We start from the raw sequence: 18,687 nt of genomic DNA on the forward strand, positions 1-18,687 counted from the left end.
CTTCCCAAACGGATATCCGTGGGCAGGATCGAGCAAAGGCGGGGCTGGAATGCCGGGCATCAGCGCAAGGAGCGGAGGAGCTGGTTTCGCCTGTCGTCTGATCGGCGCCCTGCTGCTCGCAGTGCTGTTGTTCGTGACCTCCGCCGACGCCCATCGCCAGTCCTCCGGCGGCGACGGGAGCGGGGCCGGGATCCCCATTCCCAATCTCACCCACGGCCAGATGGCCGTCATCGCCGACAATATGACCGCGATTCTCGCCGTGGCCGATCGCCAGACCGGCCTCGACGAAACCGCGCGCCGGCTGCGTGCCTTCGTCGACTGGCAGTATTTCTTCTGCTTCCGCGGCCTGGTGCCGGGCAGCCTGAAGGACGAGGAAAGCCCCTTCAACGAATGCAGCCACGCCTATCTCGCCGGGACGCAGGCCCTGCTCCTCGAGCTCAGGCAGACGCGTGGGGACCGCGCGGAGGTGCGCGCGCTCGTCGACAAGGTCGGGCTCGACATGATCCGGAACAATGCCGCACTGGTGCTCTGCCGCTTCAGCAGCGAGGCGTTCAACACCGCCGACGTGGTGTCTCCGCGCTGGAGCGAAGTGCCAGCACATCCGCCGAGCCTGGCGACTTTCGGCGGCCTCGCCTTTCTGATCGGCGGCGCCCTCTGGCTCGGCCTGCGGCGACGCACCGCGCCCGTTTCGGGTCCCCTGCCGGCGGGATGAGGGTTTGCGGGCGATAATAGGGCTTGCACGAAGCGATGATTGCCTGTCGGATGGTCTGACCATTGGTTTAGCGACGGCTTTCACACCGCCATGCGTATTCTCGTCCTCCAGCATCTCGCTTCCGAGCATCCCGGCATTTTCCGCTCCTTCTTCGCCCGCGACGGCGTGGAATGGGATGCGGTCGAGCTCGACGAGGGCAGCACCATTCCCGCACTCGAGCCCTATGACGCGCTCTGGGTCATGGGTGGCGCCATGGATGTCTGGGACGTCGACCAGTTTCCCTGGCTGGTGGAGGAGAAGCGCGTCATCCGTCGCTGGGTACGCGAGCTTGGCAGGCCTTATCTCGGCATCTGCCTCGGCCATCAGCTTCTGGCCGACGCGCTCGGCGGCACCTGCGGGCCGCAGATCCCTTCCGAAGTCGGCGTCTTCGACGTTGATGTGACGCAAGCCGGCCAGGCGGACCCGCTGTTCGAGGGCCTCGCGCCGCGCTTTCGGGCCTTGCAATGGCATTCTGTACGCGTGGCCCAGCCACCCGAGGGCGCCGACGTGCTGGCCTCCTCGCCCCTCTGCCCGGTCCAGGCCATTCGTGCCGCGCCGCGCGCCTGGGGCATGCAATATCATGTCGAGGCGGAAAACGCCGCCGTGCAGCAATGGGGTTGCGTGCCCGAATACAAGGCCGCCCTGGAGCGGAGCAATGGCGAAGGCGCCATGGAGCGATTGCAGGCCGACATCGCCGCCCATGCCGAGGGCTTCGAGGCCAACGCCGCCATTGTCTATCGAAATTTCATGCGGCTCGCGCGATAATGGCGGCAAAAATTCAATAGGACATGCATGATTACTACCTTGAGGCCGTAAAAATGGCCCCTGGTAGGGCTGAGTGCATCGGCGCGGTGCGGGATTCGGCGCTGCAGGAGGAAACCGACCATGCCTGAAGGCACCCCATCGACCACCGGCATTCCGATGCCGCCTCCCGACCCTGCCATCCTGGCGCGGCGGCAGGCGATCGTCGACGGGCTGGCCGGGCTAGTGCCTGCGGCGAATCTGATCGTCAGCGAGGACGAGCGCCGCGCCTATGAGACGGACGCCTTCACCGCCTATCGCGCGGTGCCGCTCGCCGTGGTGCTGCCCGAGACCACCGAGGAAGTCGCCGCGATCCTGAAATTCCTCAACCAGGAGGGCGTTCCCGTCATCCCGCGCGGTGCCGGCACCTCGCTTGCCGGCGGGGCCCTGCCCCAGGCGGACGCCGTGGTCGTCGGCCTCTCCAAGATGAGCAAGGTGCTGGAGCTGCGTTTCGAGGACCGGCTGGCGCGCGTGCAGGCCGGCATCACCAATCTCGGCATTTCCGGTGCCGTGGCGCATGAGAGCTTCTTCTACGCACCCGATCCCTCCAGCCAGCTCGCCTGCACCATCGCCGGCAACATCGCCATGAATTCCGGCGGGGCGCATTGCCTGAAATATGGCGTCACCACCAACAACATCCTCGGCGTCAGGCTGGTGACCATGGCGGGCGAGATCCTCGACATCGGCGGCGACGCCATGGATGCCGATGGCTACGACCTGCTCGGCATCGTCATCGGCTCGGAGGGCCAGTTCGGCATCGTCACCGAGGCGGTGGTGCGCATCCTGCCGACGGCCGAGGGCGCTCGCCCCATGCTGGTGGGCTTCGCCACCCCGGAGGAAGCGGGGCGGTGCGTCGCCGCCATCATCGCCTCGGGCATCATTCCCGTCGCCATCGAATATATGGACAAGCTCGCCATCGAGATCACCGAGGGCTTTGCCCATGCCGGCTATCCGCTCGATGCGGGCGCCATGTTGATCATCGAGGTCGAGGGCTCGGATGCCGAGATCGACCGGCTGCTCGGCCTGATCTCCACCATGGCGCGCCAGCATGGCGCCACCACGATCAAGATCTCCAAATCGGAAGCCGAAAGCGCCGCGATCTGGAAGGGGCGGAAATCGGCTTTCGGTGCCACCGGCCGCATTGCCGACTATATCTGCATGGACGGCACCATCCCGACCGGCCAGTTGCCGATGGTGCTCAAGCGCATCGATGAGATCACCGAAAGCCATGGCCTGCGCGTCGCCAATGTCTTTCATGCCGGCGACGGCAATCTGCATCCCCTGGTACTCTACAACGTCAATGATGCCGACCAGCGCGAGAAAGCAGAGGCCTGTGGCTTCGACATCCTGCGCCTGTGCGTGGAGGCCGGCGGCTGCCTGACCGGCGAGCACGGCGTCGGCATCGAGAAGCGCGATTTGATGCGCGAACAGTTCAATGAGATCGATCTCGACCAGCAGCGCGACCTCAAGCTCGCCTTCGATCCGAAATGGCTGCTCAACCCGGCCAAGGTCTTCCCGCTCGACATGAAGCCCGGAGGCTGGGCGGCATGACCCTGTTCTCCCCCACCAGCGAAGCGGAAATGGCCGGCATCGTCGGCGAAGCCTTCCGGAACAAGATTCCCCTCGCCGTGACCGGCGGCGGCTCGAAGGCGGGCATCGGCAGGCCCGTGGCCGCCACCGCCACCCTGGAGACGCGGGGCCTCACCGGCATCACGCTCTATGAACCAGCCGAGATGGTGATCGGTGCTCGGGCCGGCACCTCCCTGGCGGAGCTCACCGCAACCCTCGACGCCCGCGGCCAGATGCTGCCCTTCGAGCCGGGCGACTGGCGGCGACTGCTCGATACCGCTCCGCACGAGCCCACGGTCGGCGGCCTGGTCGCCGCCAATCTCTCCGGGCCGCGCCGGATCGTCACCGGGGCCTGCCGCGACAGCCTGATCGGCGTGCGCTTCGTCAACGGCAAGGGCGAGACCATCAAGAATGGCGGACGGGTGATGAAGAACGTCACCGGATACGACCTGACCAAGCTGATGGCGGGCTCCTGGGGCACGCTCGGCATCCTGACCGAGGCGATCTTCAAGGTGCTGCCCAAGCCCGAGGCCAGCACCAGCCTGGTCTGGCAGGGCCTCGACGATGGCCAGGCCGTCGCCCTGATGTCCGCGGGCCTCGGCAGTCCCTTCGAGGTTTCGGCGGCCGCGCATGTGCCGGCCGATCTTGCCTCCGGCACGGCCCTGACGGTGCTGCGGCTGGAAAATTTCGAAAGCTCGATCGCCTATCGGCAGGAACAGCTCGGCAGCCTGCTCAAGCGCTTCGGCGACCATGCCGCGCTCGGGCAGCAGGATTGCCGCAGCTTCTGGTTCGACATCGCCGACGTCGCGCCGCTGGCCCAGCAGGACGGCATGATCTGGCGTCTCTCAGTGGCGCCTTCCAAGGCCGCCGCCCTGGGCGCCTCGCTGCGCTGGCTCGGCGAGATCAGGCTGTTCTACGATTGGGGCGGCGGCCTGATCTGGCTGCTGGCACCCGAGACGGCAGAATTCGCCAAGGCGATCGTCTCGGCCACCAAAGCCGAGGGCGGTCATGCCATGCTGATCAAGGCCAGCGCCGATTTCCGGGCCGGTTCCTTTCATTTCGGTGCGCAGGAGGGGCCGCTCGCCGCCCTGAGTGCCAGGGTGAAGCAGGCCTTCGACCCCGCCAACATCCTCAATACCGGGCGGCTGGATTGAGTAGCAACAACACAATCTGTGTCGCGTCATTGCGAGCGCAGCGAAGCAATCCAGCAGTCCCAGATACGGTGCTTGCAGGCCTGTGGATTGCTTCGCTACGCTCGCAATGACGGCATAACTGGACCGGATCAACGCATGCAGACGAATTTCTCCCCGGCCCAGCTCGCCGACCCGCATATGAAGGAATCGGAGCAGATCCTGCGCACCTGCGTGCATTGCGGCTTCTGTACCGCCACCTGCCCGACCTATGTGCTGCTCGGCGACGAGCTCGATTCCCCGCGCGGGCGCATCTACCTGATCAAGGACATGCTCGAAGGCGGCAAGCCGGCCACGGCAGAGGTGGTCAAGCATGTCGACCGCTGCCTGTCCTGCCTGTCCTGCATGACGACCTGCCCCTCGGGCGTCAACTACATGCATCTGGTCGACCATGCCCGAGCCCACATCGACAAGACCTATCGCCGCCCGGCCAGCGAGGCCCTGCTGCGCACGCTGATGGCCAAGGTCCTGCCCAATCGGCGAGCCTTTCGCTGGAGCATGGCGCTGGCGCGGCTCGGCCGCCCCTTCGCAGGCCTGGCGGCGCGGCTGCCCCAGGGCAGGCGCCTTGCCGCCATGCTGGCGCTCGCACCCGCCTCCCTGCCATCAGCTTCAACAGCCACGCGCCCCGGCAGCTTCGCGCCGAAGACGGCGAGGAAGGGCCGCATCGCCCTGCTGACCGGCTGCGCCCAGGCGGAGCTGGCCCCCGGCATCAACGAGGCCGCCATCCGCCTGCTCAATCGCCATGGCATCGAGGTTGTGCTGCCCAAGGGCGAAGGCTGCTGCGGCGCCCTCGTCCACCATATGGGCAAGGAGAATGCCGCACTCGCCTATGCCAAGGCCAATATCGACGCCTGGACGGCGGAAATGGCAAAAGGGCTCGATGCCATCCTGATCACCACCTCGGGCTGCGGCACCACCATCAAGGATTACGGCTTCATGCTGCGCGGCGATCCCGCCTACGCCGACAAGGCCGCCGCCGTCTCCGCCATCGCCAAGGACATCAGCGAATATCTGGAGACCCTGCCGCCGCTGCCGGTGACGGTGACAACGGGCCAGGCCGTCACCTATCACGCCGCCTGCTCGCTGCAGCACGGCCAGCAAATCAAGACCGCGCCCAAGACCCTGCTCAAGCGCGCCGGCTTCGTGGTGAAGGAGGCGGCGGAAGCCCATCTGTGCTGCGGTTCGGCCGGAACCTACAACATGCTGCAGCCCGAGATCTCGGAGCGCCTGCGCGAGCGCAAGCTCGGCAATATCGCCGCCACCCGGCCCGACATCATCGCCGCCGGCAATATCGGCTGCATGACGCAGCTGGCGCAGGGAACGACGACGCCGATCGTGCACACGGTGGAACTCCTGGATTGGGCAACCGGAGGGCCGAAACCAGGAGGATTGTAGTCCAGGGATGGCAGGTTCTGAGATCGCAAGCATCCCTGCCCATAGGCGCCAGCTTTGCAGGGCTTGATGCTCGTTTGGTGGGTCGATCTCCAGATCGACCATCTTGGAAACGCCGTGCTTGCTGGCAGGAAGATGCCGATCTGGAGATCGGCACACCGCGTTTCGGGCGCCTCCACTCGCTAAGTTAGCGCCTATGGGCTGGGATGCCTGCGATCCCAGCATACTCCCGGCAACGATGGAGAATGCAATGACAAGATGGACCGGCCTGCTCTTGGCCCTGTTCCTCGCGCTACCGAACCCGGCCCTTGCCCAGGACGAGCGGGCTCCCAACGAGAAGCCGGTCAAGGTCATCGCCGATGGTCGCATCGCCGTTCCCGGTGGCGGCGAACTGCCGCTCTATGTCTCCGCCGACTGGTCCAAGCCTTTGCCGCAGGTCGATCGCGCCGTCCTGGTGCTGCATGGCAGGCTGCGCGACGCCGACGTCTATTTCCGCTCGGCCCTCAAGGCCCAGGCCGCTGCAGGCACCGCGGGGCAAACCAGCCTGATGATCGCGCCGCAATTCCTCGCCAAGGTGGACGCGAAGGCCTTCGACCTGCCGCCCGGCATCCTGCGCTGGACTTTGACGAGCTGGCAGGGGGGCGAGAATGCCCTCGGTCCCAAGCCGGTGAGTTCGTTTGCCGCCCTCGATGCCATTCTGGCCCGCCTTGCCGATCGCCGCCTGTTCCCGCATTTGCGGGAAGTGGTGGTCGCCGGCCATTCCGGTGGCGGGCAGGTCGTGCAGCGCTACGCCATCGCCGGCAAGGGCGAAAGCACGCTGGCCGCCGCAGGCATCGGCGTGCGCTATGTCGTCGCCAATCCCTCTTCCTATGCCTACTTCTCGGCCGAGCGACCAACGCCTGATATCGCCGCCGCCTGCCAGGGCTTCGACGACTGGAAATATGGCATGCAGGCCCGCCCGTCCTACCTCGCCTCGCCCTCACCGGATGCGCTGGAGAGGACCTATACCGCCCGGCGCGTGATCTACCTGCTCGGCACCGCCGACACCGATCCCAACCACCCCGCGCTCGACAAGACCTGCATGGCCGAAGCCCAAGGCCCCTACCGCCTGGCCCGCGGTGAGGCCTATGTCTCGGCGATGCGCCAGCGTGACGGCGGCACGCCCCGCCACAGCCTGTGGCTGGTCGAGGGCGTGGGCCATAACGGCGACAAGATGCTGACTTCGTCCTGCGGGCTCGCCGCCCTGTTCGACCTGCCGGGCTGCCCGACGGCGAAGGGCTCGCCCTGACGACAGGCATGTTTCGGCTGCCGCCGAAACATCCTGGTCTTCATGCCGCTAAAATTGGGTGTCTCAAGAGCATCATGCTCTCGGAGCTGCCCATGGATGACCAAATCTCAAATCTCTGTCCGGCACTCGAAGGCGAACTCTCAACCCGATGCGGCTTCCGCTTCGGCAACCACCCAGGCGAGCAAGCCCGGGAATTTCGCCTCGATATCCGCCCGACGCAGATAGGTCTTGCGGCAATTGCCGTAGTCGACCATGCCGATCAGGCCCGCCTCGCGCAGCATGCGGAAATGATAGGTGCGCGTGGCCTTGGTCACCGGCAGGCCGAAGGACGAGCAGCCGATCTCCGTGCCGTCGGGGGCGAGCACGAGCGTCGCCACCACGCGGCGCCGATGCGGATCGGCAAGCGCTGCCAAGATGGGGCCGAGAGTGATCTCCTCCCGGCTGGGGTGATCGTCCTGGTCGAGTATTATCGCCTCCCTTGCAATCCGCCCCCTGAGGAGACTGGATCCCGCATTGGTCGATTGCCAATCGAACCACTTCTAGGTATGAATAATATCATACTCAAATGACATCGCCGACGCGATAATTATTCAAGAAGAGATTTTCATCATGACCAGTCTGCAGCCTGCTGTACCGGAACCATGCGGGACCGGAAGCGAGCCGGTTTGGGCATCCGCAACGGAACCGGCCGGTTCCGGCCTGCGAAGGCCGGTCCGTCCGGCGGCTCGCCTGGCCGCCCTCAGCCTGGGTGTTGCGCTGGTGCAGCTCGACGTCAGCATCGTCAATGTCGGGCTCGACCAGATACGTGGCCTGATGGCGGACGGCGTCGCCGGGCTGCAATGGGTGGTAAACGGCTATACCCTCGCCTTCGCCGGCCTGCTCCTCACCGGTGGCGCGCTCGGCGACCGCTTCGGAGCCAAGCGTCTCTACCTTCTCGGCCTGGCGCTGTTCACCCTCGCCTCGCTCGCCTGCGGCCTTGCGCCGAGCGGCACCGCCCTGATTGCCGCGCGCGTGCTGCAAGGCATCGGCGCCGCCCTGCTGATGCCGCCGTCGCTGGCCCTGGTGGTGCATGCCTATCGCGACCCGTCCGAACGCGCCAAGGCCATCGGTGTCTGGGGCTCGGTCGGCGGCCTGGCCATGGTGGCAGGTCCCGTGCTCGGCGGCCTGCTCATCGCCCTGTTCGGCTGGCGCAGCATCTTCCTGATCAATCTGCCCGTCGGCCTGCTCGCACTGTGGATGGCACTGCGCTTCACCGAGGAGACGACCGAGCGCCATGCGCGCGCCATCGACCTGCCGGGCCAGATCCTCGGCATCCTGACCGTGGTGGCGCTGACGGCGGCCATCATCGAAGGCGAGCCCCTGGGCTGGAGCCATCCCGCCATTCTCGGCGCCATCGCCGTCTTTCTCCTGGCAGGCGCGCTATTCCTGGCGGTGGAAGCCCGGACGGCAGAGCCCATGATGCCGCTCAGCCTGTTCCGCAACCCGATCTTCACGGCCGCAGCCCTGATCGGCACCCTGCTCAATGTCAGCTTCTACGGCGCCATCTTCCTGCTCAGCCTGTATTTCCAGGATGGGCTCGGCATGTCTCCCCTGAGCGCTGGACTTGCCTTCCTGCCGATGACCGGCCTCATCGCGATCACCAACATCATGTCCGGGCGCGTGGCCGTGCGCTGGGGCAATCGGCTGCCCATCGTGCTCGGCCTCGCCATCGACACCTTCGGTTTCGTCGCCCTGGCACTGCAGCTACGGGGGGATGCCGGCTACGCCCATATCTGGTGGCCGCTGCTGCTCATCGGCTTCGGCATGGCACTCGCCGTGCCCGCCATGATCGGCGCCCTGCTCGCCACGGTGGAAAAGACCCGTGCCGGTATCGCCTCCGGCGTTCTCAACGCCCTCCGCCAGACCGGAGGCGCGGTCGGCGTTGCGGTGTTCGGCGTGATCGGTGCAGGCGGCAGTTCCCTGTCCGGCATGAGCACGGCCATGTGGGTCGCCGCCTTCGGTCTCTTCGTCGCCCTGCTGCTCGGCGCGTCGTGCATCAAACGAATGCCCACGCCATAAGGAGACTCCAGGCATGTGCGACGGCGAGCGTCCCGCCGCGCCGGCAAGCCTTGAGAAAAGGGCGGGCAGCCTGGATGAAGCCCTCCTCGAATCCGTTGCCAAACTGCGGTTTCGCCGCAACGCTCGCTGTTCTGGCTCTGGGAGAGTGTGACCGTCTCAGCATTGCCATCAGATGGAAATTCGATACCCAACCGGGGATGTTTGGCGTATCCACAACCAGACTCGCCATGATCAAGACAATTGCTGACTGATAAGGGATCACCATGAACGATAAGGCTGAAGCCGGACACTCGGCCACACGCGTGGCACGCGGCGGCCTGCTCGTCGCGCCCGAGCTTGCGTCCTTTCTGGAGCAGGAAGCACTGCCCGGCACGGGAGTGGAGGCACAGACCTTCTGGGATGGCTTCTCTGCGCTGGTCCGTGACTTCGGACCGCGCAACAAGGCGCTCTTGCAGCGGCGCGACGAACTGCAGGCCCAGATCGATGCCTGGCACCTCGCCCATCACGGCCAGCCGCATGACCGCAAAGCCTACAAGGCTTTCCTCACCGAGATCGGCTATCTCTTACCCGAGGGCGACAATTTCACCATCGCGACCGAGAATGTGGATCCCGAGATCGCCACGGTTGCAGGTCCCCAGCTCGTGGTGCCGATCACCAATGCGCGCTTCGCGCTGAACGCCGCCAATGCGCGCTGGGGCAGCCTCTATGACAGCCTCTACGGCACCGACGCAGGCGGTGGCCCGCCGCCCGCCGGCAGCTACAACCGAGGCCGCGGCGCGCGCGTCGTGGCAAGGGCGCGGGTTTTCCTCGACGAGGCCTTCCCGCTCGAGGGTACGAGCCATGCGGATGCCCGGCGCTATCATATCCGCAACGGCGCGCTTCTGGTCGACGACCTGCCGCTGCTCCAACCGGAGAAATTCATCGGCTATCGCGGCCACCCGCGCGCGCCCGACGCCGTGCTCCTTCGCAACAATGGATTGCACGTCCAGCTGATCTTCAATCGGGCCCACTCGATCGGCAGCCGCGACCAGGCAGGCCTTGCCGACATCCGGCTGGAGAGCGCCATCTCGGCGATCATGGATTGCGAGGATTCGGTTGCCTGCGTCGATGCCGAGGACAAGGTGGTCGCCTATCGCAACTGGCTGGGGCTGATGCAGGGCGGGCTGACGGAGACCTTCCGCAAGGATGGTGCCGAAATGACGCGCAAGCTCAACCCGGACTTGACCTTCACCGCACCGAATAGCGGCGAAGTCTCGATCAAGGGCCGGGCGCTGATGCTGGTGCGCAATGTCGGCCATCTCATGACCAATCCGGCCATCCTCGACCAGGATGGCGGAGAGATCTTCGAAGGCCTGATGGATGCGATGGTGACCACGCTGATCGCCATGCATGACCTGAAAAAGTCCGAGGGCCTGCGCAATTCGGTCACCGGCTCGGTCTATGTCGTCAAGCCCAAGATGCACGGTCCCGACGAGGTCGCTTTCGCCGACGAGGTCTTCACTCATGTCGAAGCGGTGCTGGGCCTGCCCAAGCATACCGTCAAGCTGGGGGTGATGGACGAGGAACGCCGCACCAGCGTCAACCTCAAGGAGTGCATTCGGGCGGCGAAGCATCGCATCGTCTTCATCAATACCGGCTTCCTCGATCGTACCGGGGACGAGATCCATACCTCGATGGAGGCCGGCCCGTTCAGCCGCAAGGACTTCATCAAGCGCAAGGACTGGATCGGCGCCTACGAGAACCAGAACGTCGACATCGGCCTGCAATGCGGCTTTTCGGGCAAGGCCCAGATCGGCAAGGGCATGTGGGCGATGCCGGACAAGATGGCGGCCATGCTGGAAGCCAAGATCGAGCATCCCAAGGCGGGCGCCAATTGCGCCTGGGTCCCCAGCCCGACGGCTGCCACGCTCCACGCCCTGCATTACCACAAGGTCGACGTCTTCGCGGTGCAGGCCGCGCTGGCGAAAGGCGGCAGGCGGGCCTATGTCGAGACGATCCTCGAAATCCCGGTCGCAAGCTACCAGAAGTGGACGCCCGAGCAGATCCGCCGCGAGGTCGAGAACAATGCGCAGGGCATCCTCGGCTATGTGGTGCGCTGGATCGACCAGGGCATCGGGTGTTCGAAGGTGCCTGACATCAACGACGTCGGACTGATGGAGGATCGCGCGACCTGCCGCATCTCGGCGCAGCATGTCGCCAACTGGCTCCACCACGGCATCGTGAGCGAAGATGAGGTCAGGCAGATCATGCGGCGTATGGCGGAGGTCGTGGATCGCCAGAACGCCGGCGATCCCCACTATCGTGCGATGGCTCCTGGTTTCGACGGGATAGCCTTCCAGGCGGCATGCGATCTGGTCTTCGAGGGCCGCTCGCAGCCATCGGGCTATACCGAACCGCTGCTCCACGCGCGCCGGCGCGAATTCAAGGCGGCACAGGCCTAGTTCTGTCGAGCTGTAAAATGAGAACTCACCCTCCCCTGAAAGGGAGGGTGAGGAACGACGATTACCCCAGTTCGGCCAGGGTCTGCCTGGCCTCGGCATGCTCGGGATCGAGCTCGACCAGTCTTTCGAAAATCTTGCGGGCCTCCTCGGTTTTACCGAGAGCGCGGGCCGAACGGCCAAGGCCGACAAGGGCCTCCGGCGAGGAGGGCCTCAAGGCCACGGCCTGCTGGTAATGGGCAGCGGCCGGCTCGGCCCGTTGGTTGTGCAGGAGGAGGTCGCCCAGGCCGATATGGGCCTCGACATGGTTCGGCTCGAGCTTCAGACAGGTCAGATAGGCCTGCAGCGCCTCGTCACCGCGCTCGAGCGAAGCCAGCAGATTACCGTAGTTATAATGGGTATCGGCCGCCTTGGGGTCGAGCTTCAGGGAGGAGCGGAAGCAATATTCCGCACGCGACTCATTGCCGAGGCCACGATTGGCGAGCCCCAGCCGCATCTGAGCGTCGGCGCTGCCGGGATTGACCTCGACCGCCCGGCGAAGCACCTTCTCGGCCTCGTCATTGGCGCCGCGCTGCAGCAGGAGCGTGCCGAGCAGGTTCAGGGCATTGAAGTCCCCGGCGCGACCGGCCAGGATCTCGCGATAAGCGGCCTCGGCGGCATCGAGCCGGCCTGCGCGATGATGCTCGACGGCTTTCTTCAACTTTGCTTCGGCGGCCATGCTGCGTTGTCCGGATGGGGCAGGAGAGATTGCCGGACCTTGTGGCGGATCGGGCTACAAAGGTCAATCCAGGCCCGCATCAGGACCTTTTGCGATCTGGCGGATTCCATGAGAAACGCAAAGGCATAGCCAAACAAGGCGTTGGAACAGATAGGCTCGGACGCCCGAACGCGTCTTGCCATGACGACATGGATCGGTTTTCCCCGCAGTATCAGGTGTGACGCACGGGACTCCGTTTCTGAATCGAAGCCGCTAGGATAGCGTGCGTCATTGCACTCTACTTGCCGAAACGGATAGCCATTTCTGTTGGAGCCTTGACCTTTCAATCGTGCCGGCCGGATCGAAGATCCGATTGTGTTGATCATGAGCAAGGGGGAGCTCTCATGTCAGTCGCCTCGCCATCATCCGAACATCCAGGAAGCAGCCCCCTGGGCATCGGGCAGATCATCTCCGATGCCTTCGGCGTCAGCCTGCGCAACTACGGCTGGTCTCTCCTGCTGCAGCTGGCGGTCTTCGCCATATTCTTCGGCTTGCTTGGCTCGTTCTTCTGGTCCGCCTTGTATGGCGATCAGCTCGCTGTCGAGTCGGCCATCGCAAGAAGCATCGGCATATTTTACCTCTTGCTCCTCGCGGCATGTTTCCTGTCGCTCGCTTTCTATTGTGCACTGATCCGTCTGATCCATGATCGCCACGTCGATCCGGCCAAACCCGTGCTGGCAGCCTGTATCGCCGGTGCCAAGAGATTCTTGCCAGCCCTCGGCCTGCTGCTGATCTATTTGCTTGCCTATATCGCGCTCTATTTGGTTGCCGCCTTGCTCGGCCTGGTCTTCTTCGGCATTGGCGCCCCGCCCGGCTTCGTCATCGTCGCCATGCTGATCGCCGGTATTTTCGCGCTCTATCTGGTCTTTCCCTATCTGCTTTCCTTCGTCATCTGCATCAACGAGGATGTCGGGCCGATCCGCGCACTCGGCCGCAGCCGCTATCTCAGCGCGGGGTATCGCTGGCCTCTGTTCGGCATGATGCTCCTCACCTGGGTGATCTGGTTCGCCTATCTCCTGGTCGTGAATGTTCTGGCACGGATATTCGGGCCCGGTGGCGGCATCGCAGCCCTGATCATGATGCTGCTCGTCCTGCCGCTGATGTATTCGTGGCTGATCGGGGTCTATTCCATTGCCGCCTATCGCCTGCGGGTACTCAAGGATGGCGTCGACCTGACCGGCAGCGTGGCTGGTGTGTTCGACTGAGACCTGTACTGAGGGAGCTCTTTCCTCGGCGCCGTAAAGTCGTTGCGGCGTTCGCGGCCTATGCCCTATCCAACGATCTTTCAGGCAGGCTCCCTCCGATTCCCGGTGTATGCCGTGCCCCGACGGGAATGACGATGCGCTATCTGCTGACATGGGCCATGGCCGCCGCGCTGACGGTGGCGGTCTCTCTCGCGCCGGCCAGGGCCGACAATGCGGCCTCGGCCCTGTTCCAGAGCTATCTCGGCAAGGGCCGCATCAGCGAGGCGGACGAGCAAATGCTGGCCCTCGCCACCAAGGCCAGCGGCAATGCCGACGCCAGACTCGGCCTCGGCATGGTACGCACGGCACGGGCGCTCGAACATCTGTCGCAAGCCCTCTACAAATATGGCTTTGCAACCGAAATCCCGGCAATGCGCCTGCTCGGCCTGTCAGGTACCGTCTTCAGCACCAATCCCGATCCGCAGCCCATCACCTATCAGGATTTTCGCGGCATCCTCACCACCTTCGTGGCCGACCTCGAAAAGGCGGACCAAACCCTGGCAGAGGTCGGCGACATCGAGGCCAAGCTCACGGTCGATCTCTCCGTCACCCGCTTCGACTGGAACGGCGACGGCATCATCGACGAGCGCGACCATATCGGCGCCGCGATCTCCGACCTCGACGATGCCGGCAAGCCCAAGCCCTTCATAGTCGCCTTCGACACGGCGGACGCCAAATGGCTGCGCGGCTATTGCAACTTCTTGATGGCCCTGACCAAGACCCTCTTGTCGCACGACATGTCGCGCAGTTGGGACGCAGGCTTCGGCAGCCTGTTTCCGCGCGCCGTCAGCGGTCTTGCCAAGGCCAATGGCGCTGAAGACGGCGACGGATTGGGCACGACCCTGTTCGGTACCAGCAAGCGCGACACCGACGCCATCGCCGACCTGATCAGCCTGGTGCACACCATCGACTGGCCGGTGGCCGACAAGGCGATGTGGCTGGAAGTCCGCGGCCATTTCAAGACGGTGATCCAGCTCAATCGCGAGACCTGGGCGCTGATCGCCAAGGAAACCGACGACGACCACGAATGGCTGCCCGGCCCCCGGCAGAAGAGCGGCGTCCTGCCTTCCATGGAAGTAACACAGGAGCGCATCGATTCATGGCTCGCGCTGCTCGGCCAGGTCGACGAGGTGCTGGATGGCAAGCTCTTGATGCCGCATTGGCGCTTCACCAAGGGCGTTAATCTCGCCGGGGTGTTCGAGCGGCCCGGCAATTTCGACCTGGTGCTGTGGATCACCGGCCCGGGTGCCCTGCCCTACCTCGACGATGGCAAGGTGATGGACGCCGAGGCCTGGGGACAGGCCACCCGCATCTTCGGCGGCGACGTCGCGAGCTACGCCTTCTACTTCAATTGAGCGAGCGCCCGGCCGCGGCATCCGGCGCCAGAAGGTGCCGCTTCAGCCGGACGATCGCCTCGCGCTGCAAATCGCTGGCCTCGCCATAGGCATTGGCGACCTCGCCCAGCATGTCGACGAGTTGCTGGCGCTCGGACAGGGACAGGCGGGCGCGGAAAAGCGGTACCAACTCCTCGGCGACCGGCGTGAACACCCAGCCGCGATCCGTCAGTTGCAGGGCTTGCTCATAGACACGCTCGCGGTCGTCGACACCGAGCGGATCGGCCATCAGCGCGAGGATGGTGTCCCGCTCGGCCTGGGTCAGCAGGCCATTGGTGCGGACGAGCTGGATCATCAGGACGACGGCGGCGAGCCTGGGATCGTCGATGGTCTTGAGAGAAACGCGCTCGAGCGCCTGGGGGCGGACGGTATCGGCGCCGCGGTCGAGCGGGAGGGGAACCACCTTCGGCCCGGCCTCGAGCCGGCGGGCAGCCGCCGGCTTGCGGGCCTTGCCACGCAAAAGCCAGAACAGGCCGACCACAGCGGCCACGAAAGCCCCGATCAGGATCGCCCTCGGCCCCTCCAGCAGAACCAGGCTAGCAATCAGCAGCGCGATGATCCAGATCGCATTCTTACGCAGGAAATCCATCGCCCGTATCATCCGATCGGGACGGCGCTTATCTGCGCCGGCCACTCCAAAGCATTTTGCGCTTTGCTCTATGAAGCTGCATCTCCCATAGCGGCCCGCATGGCGGCGAGCAAGGGATGGTCGGGCTGCCGCCCGTCCCAGCCATCGAAGCTCAGTACGGCCTCCGGCGGCAAACGCTGGCGCCAGCCCTTCACCTCCAGCTCCGGCCGGGCATAGGCTTCGTGCACATAGCCAAGACACAGATAGGCGACCGGCACCACGCGTTCGGGAATGCCCAGCGCCTCGCGCAGGCGCATGGGATCGACGATGCTGACCCAGCCCACCCCGATCCCCTCGGCCCGCGCTGCCAGCCAGATGTTCTGCACAGCGCAGACGGTGGAGTAGCGGTCCATGGCCATGTCATGGGTGCGGCCGAGCACCACGGGGCCGGCCCGGTCGGGATCGCAGGTGATGCACAGATTGACCGGGGCATCGACGATGCCTTCCAGCTTCAGCGAACGATATTGCGCCTGCTTGTCGGGCGGGAACATCGCCACCGCCTCGGCATTGGCCTCTTCGAAAAGGGCCTGCACCTTGTGGCGGGTCTCGGGGCAGCGCAGCACCAGGAAGCTCCAGGGCTGCATGAAGCCGACCGAGGGGGCGTGATGTCCGGCCAACAGGATGCGGGCGAGGACGTCGTCCGGCACGGGTTGCGAACTGAACTGGCTGCGGACGTCGCGCCGGGTGAAGATGGCGCGATAGACGGCTTCGCGTTCGGCCGGCGAAAACGGACCCGAAGGCGCAAGCGCCTGCTTGGAAGGCTCCATCGCTGTTCCCCTTACGATGGCAATCGCCGCGCCGTCCGCGCACGCCGATCTATCGCCTCCGGCCGGTCTTCTGACTTGGGATCCACCCATCCGGACGCCTTCCCCGCAGAGCGAGTGGCCTGAAACCTGCCCGGATAGTCCCCCTTACAGCGTTGGGCACGTCGCGGCTTCGAACCGCGTTCCCGATTCTCCCGCAAGCGGGCACCGAAGGTCTTGCGGATGTAGCATGGGAGGTGGCGGCTGCCCAGCCTCGCGCGAGCAGTTCCGACGCCGATTGCGGCAGCGAAGTGGACAGCACGCGCCCTTGTGCCCTAGAATCGCGCGCTAGGCTTTCGGGCAATGCAGCATCCTGGCAATCGCGAAATGAACAAGATCGATCTCAAACGGCGCGCCGGCGATCAGCCCGATCCCCTGGAACAGGCCAATCCGGTACGCCTCGGCACGCGCCTTCGCCTGGCGCGGCAGACAAGGGGGCTGACGCTGAAGGCCCTGGCGACGGCCGCGGACTGCTCGGAAAGCCTCCTGTCCAAGATCGAGAATGGCAAGGCCTCCCCCTCCCTGCCCATGCTGCACCGCCTGGTCGAGGTGCTGGGCACCAATATCGGCTGGATGTTCGAGGAGACGGACAGCGAGGAGGGCATCGTCTTTCGCGCCGGCACGCGCCCGCTGATCTCGCTGGACCCGCTCCGGCGCGGCGAAGGCATCTCGCTGGAACGGGTGATCCCCTATTCCTCCGGCCATCTCCTTCAGTGCAACATTCACCACATCGAAGCCGGCGGCGAGAGCGCCGGGCCGATCCAGCATCAGGGCGAGGAGGTCGGCTATGTGCTGGCCGGAACCGTGGAGCTGATGGTCGGCGAGCGCACCTTCAAGCTCTCCGTCGGCGATACCTTCGTGTTCAAGTCGGAACTGCCGCACTGGTATCGCAACACCGGAACGGAGCGCGCCAGCATCTTCTGGGTCAACACGCCCGCCACTTTCTGAGGAAACCTCGAGGAGCAAATAAGACGCTTCTGTCATTCCCGGCGCCGCCGAAGGCGGCGGGAAGGGAATCCAGGGGCAAACGGAGCCCCTTGCTCTGGTTCCCCTTCCCGGAGCCTCTGGCCCCGCCGGGGATGACTGAAGCGTTTCTTCTCTAGCCTCTCCAAAGCCCTCCGCCATCGGCGTTTCAAGAATCCCTGAAACCGCCATTCAAGTAACTTGACATGAATTCAAGTCTCTTGAATGATGTGGATGTCAGAACTGAGAATGAGCCCGGCACGGGCCATCCATGAAGGGAACTGAAATGCGGCTTTCAAAATATCTCGCCGGATGCGCGGCAGCGGCAGCCCTGACGCTGTCCCTCGGATCGGTGTCCGCCCTGGCCGACACCTTCGCCCTGGTCACCATCAACCAGCAGGCCCTGTTCTTCAACCAGATCAACGAAGGCGCGGAGGCCGCCGCCAAGGCAGCCGGCGCCAAGCTCGTCATTTTCAACGCCAACAATGTCCCGAGTGCGCAGAACGACGCGATAGAGAACTACATCACCCAGAAGGTCGACGGCATCATCCTGATCGCCATCGACGTCAACGGTGTGAAGCCCGCCATCACCGCCGCCAAGAAGGCCGGCATTCCCGTCATCGCCATCGACGCCCAGATCCCCGACGGCGACAATGTCTCCTTCGTCGGCGTCGACAATCTCAAGGCGGGCGAGGACATCGGCAAATTCTACGCCGACTACGTCAAGTCCAAGCTCAACGGCACCGCCAAGATCGGCGTGGTGGGCGCCCTCAATTCCTACATCCAGAACCAGCGGCTGGATGGCTTCAAGAAGGCGGTGACGGCCAGCGGCCTCAAGGTCACCTTCCTCGATACCGTCGACGGCCAGAACGTGCAGGACGTGGCGTTGAGCGCCGCCGAGAACCTGATGACGGCCAATCCCGACATGACCACGCTCTATGCCACCGGCGAGCCCGCCCTGCTCGGCACCGTCTCCGCCGTGACCAGCCAGGGGCGCACCGAGGGCGTCAAGGTCTTCGGCTGGGACCTGACCAAGCAGGCCATCGAGGGCATCGACCAGGGCTGGGTGACCGGCGTGATCCAGCAGGATCCGGCCGGCGAAGGCAAGGCCGCGGTGGAAGCCCTGGCCAAGCTCAAGAAGGGCGAGAAGATCGAGCCGATCATCAACGTTCCCGTGACGATCGTCACCAAGGAGAACGTCGACAAGTTCCGGGGCATGTTCAAGTAACGGGCTGAGCGTCCTTCGTCACTTTCCAATGCGAGAGTGCAGGGGCATGAACATCTCTCGACAGTGCCAAACGAGACGCGACTTCCTTCTCCCCTTGCGGGAGAAGGTGGCCTCGCGACGCGAGGTCGGATGAGGGGTGTTGGCGAATGTCCGACAAGGCTGCGTATCTCCCCTCATCCGGCG

The 18,687-nt window shown here is 64.9% G+C and carries 16 protein-coding genes and 1 riboswitch; of the genes, 12 read left to right on the forward strand and 4 right to left on the reverse strand.

The window, feature by feature from the left end:
• Positions 1-49: 49 nt before the first annotated feature.
• The 6 genes from BA190_RS11590 to BA190_RS11615 all read left to right on the forward strand — a co-directional run bounded on the left by BA190_RS11590 (position 50) and on the right by BA190_RS11615 (position 6,991).
• On the forward strand, positions 50-712 hold the full coding sequence (locus tag BA190_RS11590) for a hypothetical protein (protein ID WP_082979665.1): 663 nt from the start codon (positions 50-52) through the stop codon (positions 710-712).
• Between the two features lie 90 nt (positions 713-802).
• Positions 803-1,516: a type 1 glutamine amidotransferase gene (locus tag BA190_RS11595; RefSeq protein ID WP_068286596.1), complete on the forward strand. Its 714-nt coding sequence runs from the start codon at positions 803-805 to the stop codon at positions 1,514-1,516.
• Between the two features lie 120 nt (positions 1,517-1,636).
• Positions 1,637-3,103: an FAD-linked oxidase C-terminal domain-containing protein gene (locus BA190_RS11600; protein WP_202908458.1), complete on the forward strand. Its 1,467-nt coding sequence runs from the start codon at positions 1,637-1,639 to the stop codon at positions 3,101-3,103.
• Positions 3,100-4,275 (forward strand): glycolate oxidase subunit GlcE, encoded by a 1,176-nt coding sequence (gene glcE, locus BA190_RS11605; RefSeq protein WP_068286599.1) that lies wholly within the window; start codon positions 3,100-3,102, stop codon positions 4,273-4,275. The genes BA190_RS11600 and glcE overlap by 4 nt, the downstream gene beginning before the upstream one ends.
• Positions 4,276-4,410: 135 nt before the next feature.
• Complete coding sequence (gene glcF / locus BA190_RS11610; RefSeq protein ID WP_068286601.1) at positions 4,411-5,706, forward strand: glycolate oxidase subunit GlcF; 1,296 nt, start codon at positions 4,411-4,413, stop codon at positions 5,704-5,706.
• Between the two features lie 247 nt (positions 5,707-5,953).
• Positions 5,954-6,991, forward strand: coding sequence for an alpha/beta hydrolase (locus tag BA190_RS11615; protein WP_082979666.1), 1,038 nt, complete (start codon positions 5,954-5,956; stop codon positions 6,989-6,991).
• A 140-nt stretch (positions 6,992-7,131) separates the two neighbouring features.
• Here the strand turns inward: BA190_RS11615 and BA190_RS11620 are convergent, their stop codons facing one another.
• The gene (locus BA190_RS11620) at positions 7,132-7,404 is read right to left on the reverse strand and encodes an ArsR family transcriptional regulator (protein ID WP_245314682.1); all 273 of its coding nucleotides are present in this window, start codon (positions 7,402-7,404) and stop codon (positions 7,132-7,134) included.
• 196 nt (positions 7,405-7,600) lie between these two features.
• On the opposite strand from BA190_RS11620, the gene BA190_RS11625 reads away from it, so the two are divergent.
• Together BA190_RS11625 and BA190_RS11630 are read left to right on the forward strand one after the other, a co-directional pair.
• On the forward strand, positions 7,601-9,049 hold the full coding sequence (locus tag BA190_RS11625; RefSeq protein WP_082979667.1) for a DHA2 family efflux MFS transporter permease subunit: 1,449 nt from the start codon (positions 7,601-7,603) through the stop codon (positions 9,047-9,049).
• Between the two features lie 263 nt (positions 9,050-9,312).
• Positions 9,313-11,490, forward strand: coding sequence for a malate synthase G (locus BA190_RS11630; protein ID WP_068286608.1), 2,178 nt, complete (start codon positions 9,313-9,315; stop codon positions 11,488-11,490).
• Between the two features lie 61 nt (positions 11,491-11,551).
• On the opposite strand, the gene BA190_RS11635 is transcribed toward BA190_RS11630, so the two are convergent.
• Entirely contained in the window at positions 11,552-12,205 is a 654-nt protein-coding gene (locus tag BA190_RS11635) for a tetratricopeptide repeat protein (protein WP_068286611.1), read from the reverse strand.
• A gap of 383 nt (positions 12,206-12,588) precedes the next feature.
• On the opposite strand from BA190_RS11635, the gene BA190_RS11640 reads away from it, so the two are divergent.
• Positions 12,589-13,449: a DUF975 family protein gene (locus tag BA190_RS11640; RefSeq protein ID WP_068286614.1), complete on the forward strand. Its 861-nt coding sequence runs from the start codon at positions 12,589-12,591 to the stop codon at positions 13,447-13,449.
• A gap of 134 nt (positions 13,450-13,583) precedes the next feature.
• Positions 13,584-14,843 carry a hypothetical protein gene (locus tag BA190_RS11645; RefSeq protein WP_068286616.1) on the forward strand — a complete coding sequence of 420 codons (1,260 nt, stop codon included), beginning with the start codon at positions 13,584-13,586 and terminating at the stop codon, positions 14,841-14,843.
• Here the strand turns inward: BA190_RS11645 and BA190_RS11650 are convergent.
• Together BA190_RS11650 and bluB are read right to left on the reverse strand one after the other, a co-directional pair.
• On the reverse strand, positions 14,836-15,471 hold the full coding sequence (locus BA190_RS11650) for a TerB family tellurite resistance protein (RefSeq protein ID WP_156771487.1): 636 nt from the start codon (positions 15,469-15,471) through the stop codon (positions 14,836-14,838). The genes BA190_RS11645 and BA190_RS11650 overlap by 8 nt on opposite strands.
• Before the next feature lie 68 nt (positions 15,472-15,539).
• Positions 15,540-16,277, reverse strand: coding sequence for a 5,6-dimethylbenzimidazole synthase (gene bluB, locus BA190_RS11655; protein WP_068286619.1), 738 nt, complete (start codon positions 16,275-16,277; stop codon positions 15,540-15,542).
• A 42-nt stretch (positions 16,278-16,319) separates the two neighbouring features.
• Positions 16,320-16,501, reverse strand: a riboswitch (cobalamin riboswitch).
• A 139-nt stretch (positions 16,502-16,640) separates the two neighbouring features.
• Here bluB and BA190_RS11660 point away from each other — a divergent pair.
• Together BA190_RS11660 and BA190_RS11665 are read left to right on the forward strand one after the other, a co-directional pair.
• Positions 16,641-17,261, forward strand: a complete 621-nt coding sequence (locus BA190_RS11660; protein WP_068286621.1) for a cupin domain-containing protein — start codon at positions 16,641-16,643, stop codon at positions 17,259-17,261.
• Between the two features lie 301 nt (positions 17,262-17,562).
• Positions 17,563-18,504 (forward strand): substrate-binding domain-containing protein, encoded by a 942-nt coding sequence (locus BA190_RS11665; RefSeq protein WP_068286622.1) that lies wholly within the window; start codon positions 17,563-17,565, stop codon positions 18,502-18,504.
• Positions 18,505-18,687 lie beyond the last annotated feature (183 nt).

This window comes from Labrys sp. WJW (assembly GCF_001676615.1).
Lineage (GTDB): Bacteria > Pseudomonadota > Alphaproteobacteria > Rhizobiales > Labraceae > Labrys > Labrys sedimenti.

Excerpts from the sequence above, each read along its gene's own strand:
- glcE (WP_068286599.1), top strand. The coding sequence starts at position 3,100 with ATGACCCTGTTCTCCCCCACCAGCGAAGCGGAAATGGCCGGCATCGTC.
- BA190_RS11630 (WP_068286608.1), top strand. The coding sequence starts at position 9,313 with ATGAACGATAAGGCTGAAGCCGGACACTCGGCCACACGCGTGGCACGC.
- BA190_RS11590 (WP_082979665.1), top strand. The coding sequence starts at position 50 with ATGCCGGGCATCAGCGCAAGGAGCGGAGGAGCTGGTTTCGCCTGTCGT.
- BA190_RS11600 (WP_202908458.1), top strand. The coding sequence starts at position 1,637 with ATGCCTGAAGGCACCCCATCGACCACCGGCATTCCGATGCCGCCTCCC.
- BA190_RS11650 (WP_156771487.1), bottom strand. The coding sequence starts at position 15,471 with ATGGATTTCCTGCGTAAGAATGCGATCTGGATCATCGCGCTGCTGATT.
- BA190_RS11660 (WP_068286621.1), top strand. The coding sequence starts at position 16,641 with ATGAACAAGATCGATCTCAAACGGCGCGCCGGCGATCAGCCCGATCCC.
- BA190_RS11595 (WP_068286596.1), top strand. The coding sequence starts at position 803 with ATGCGTATTCTCGTCCTCCAGCATCTCGCTTCCGAGCATCCCGGCATT.
- glcF (WP_068286601.1), top strand. The coding sequence starts at position 4,411 with ATGCAGACGAATTTCTCCCCGGCCCAGCTCGCCGACCCGCATATGAAG.
- BA190_RS11625 (WP_082979667.1), top strand. The coding sequence starts at position 7,601 with ATGACCAGTCTGCAGCCTGCTGTACCGGAACCATGCGGGACCGGAAGC.
- BA190_RS11615 (WP_082979666.1), top strand. The coding sequence starts at position 5,954 with ATGACAAGATGGACCGGCCTGCTCTTGGCCCTGTTCCTCGCGCTACCG.
- BA190_RS11665 (WP_068286622.1), top strand. The coding sequence starts at position 17,563 with ATGCGGCTTTCAAAATATCTCGCCGGATGCGCGGCAGCGGCAGCCCTG.
- BA190_RS11645 (WP_068286616.1), top strand. The coding sequence starts at position 13,584 with ATGCGCTATCTGCTGACATGGGCCATGGCCGCCGCGCTGACGGTGGCG.
- BA190_RS11635 (WP_068286611.1), bottom strand. The coding sequence starts at position 12,205 with ATGGCCGCCGAAGCAAAGTTGAAGAAAGCCGTCGAGCATCATCGCGCA.
- bluB (WP_068286619.1), bottom strand. The coding sequence starts at position 16,277 with ATGGAGCCTTCCAAGCAGGCGCTTGCGCCTTCGGGTCCGTTTTCGCCG.
- BA190_RS11640 (WP_068286614.1), top strand. The coding sequence starts at position 12,589 with ATGTCAGTCGCCTCGCCATCATCCGAACATCCAGGAAGCAGCCCCCTG.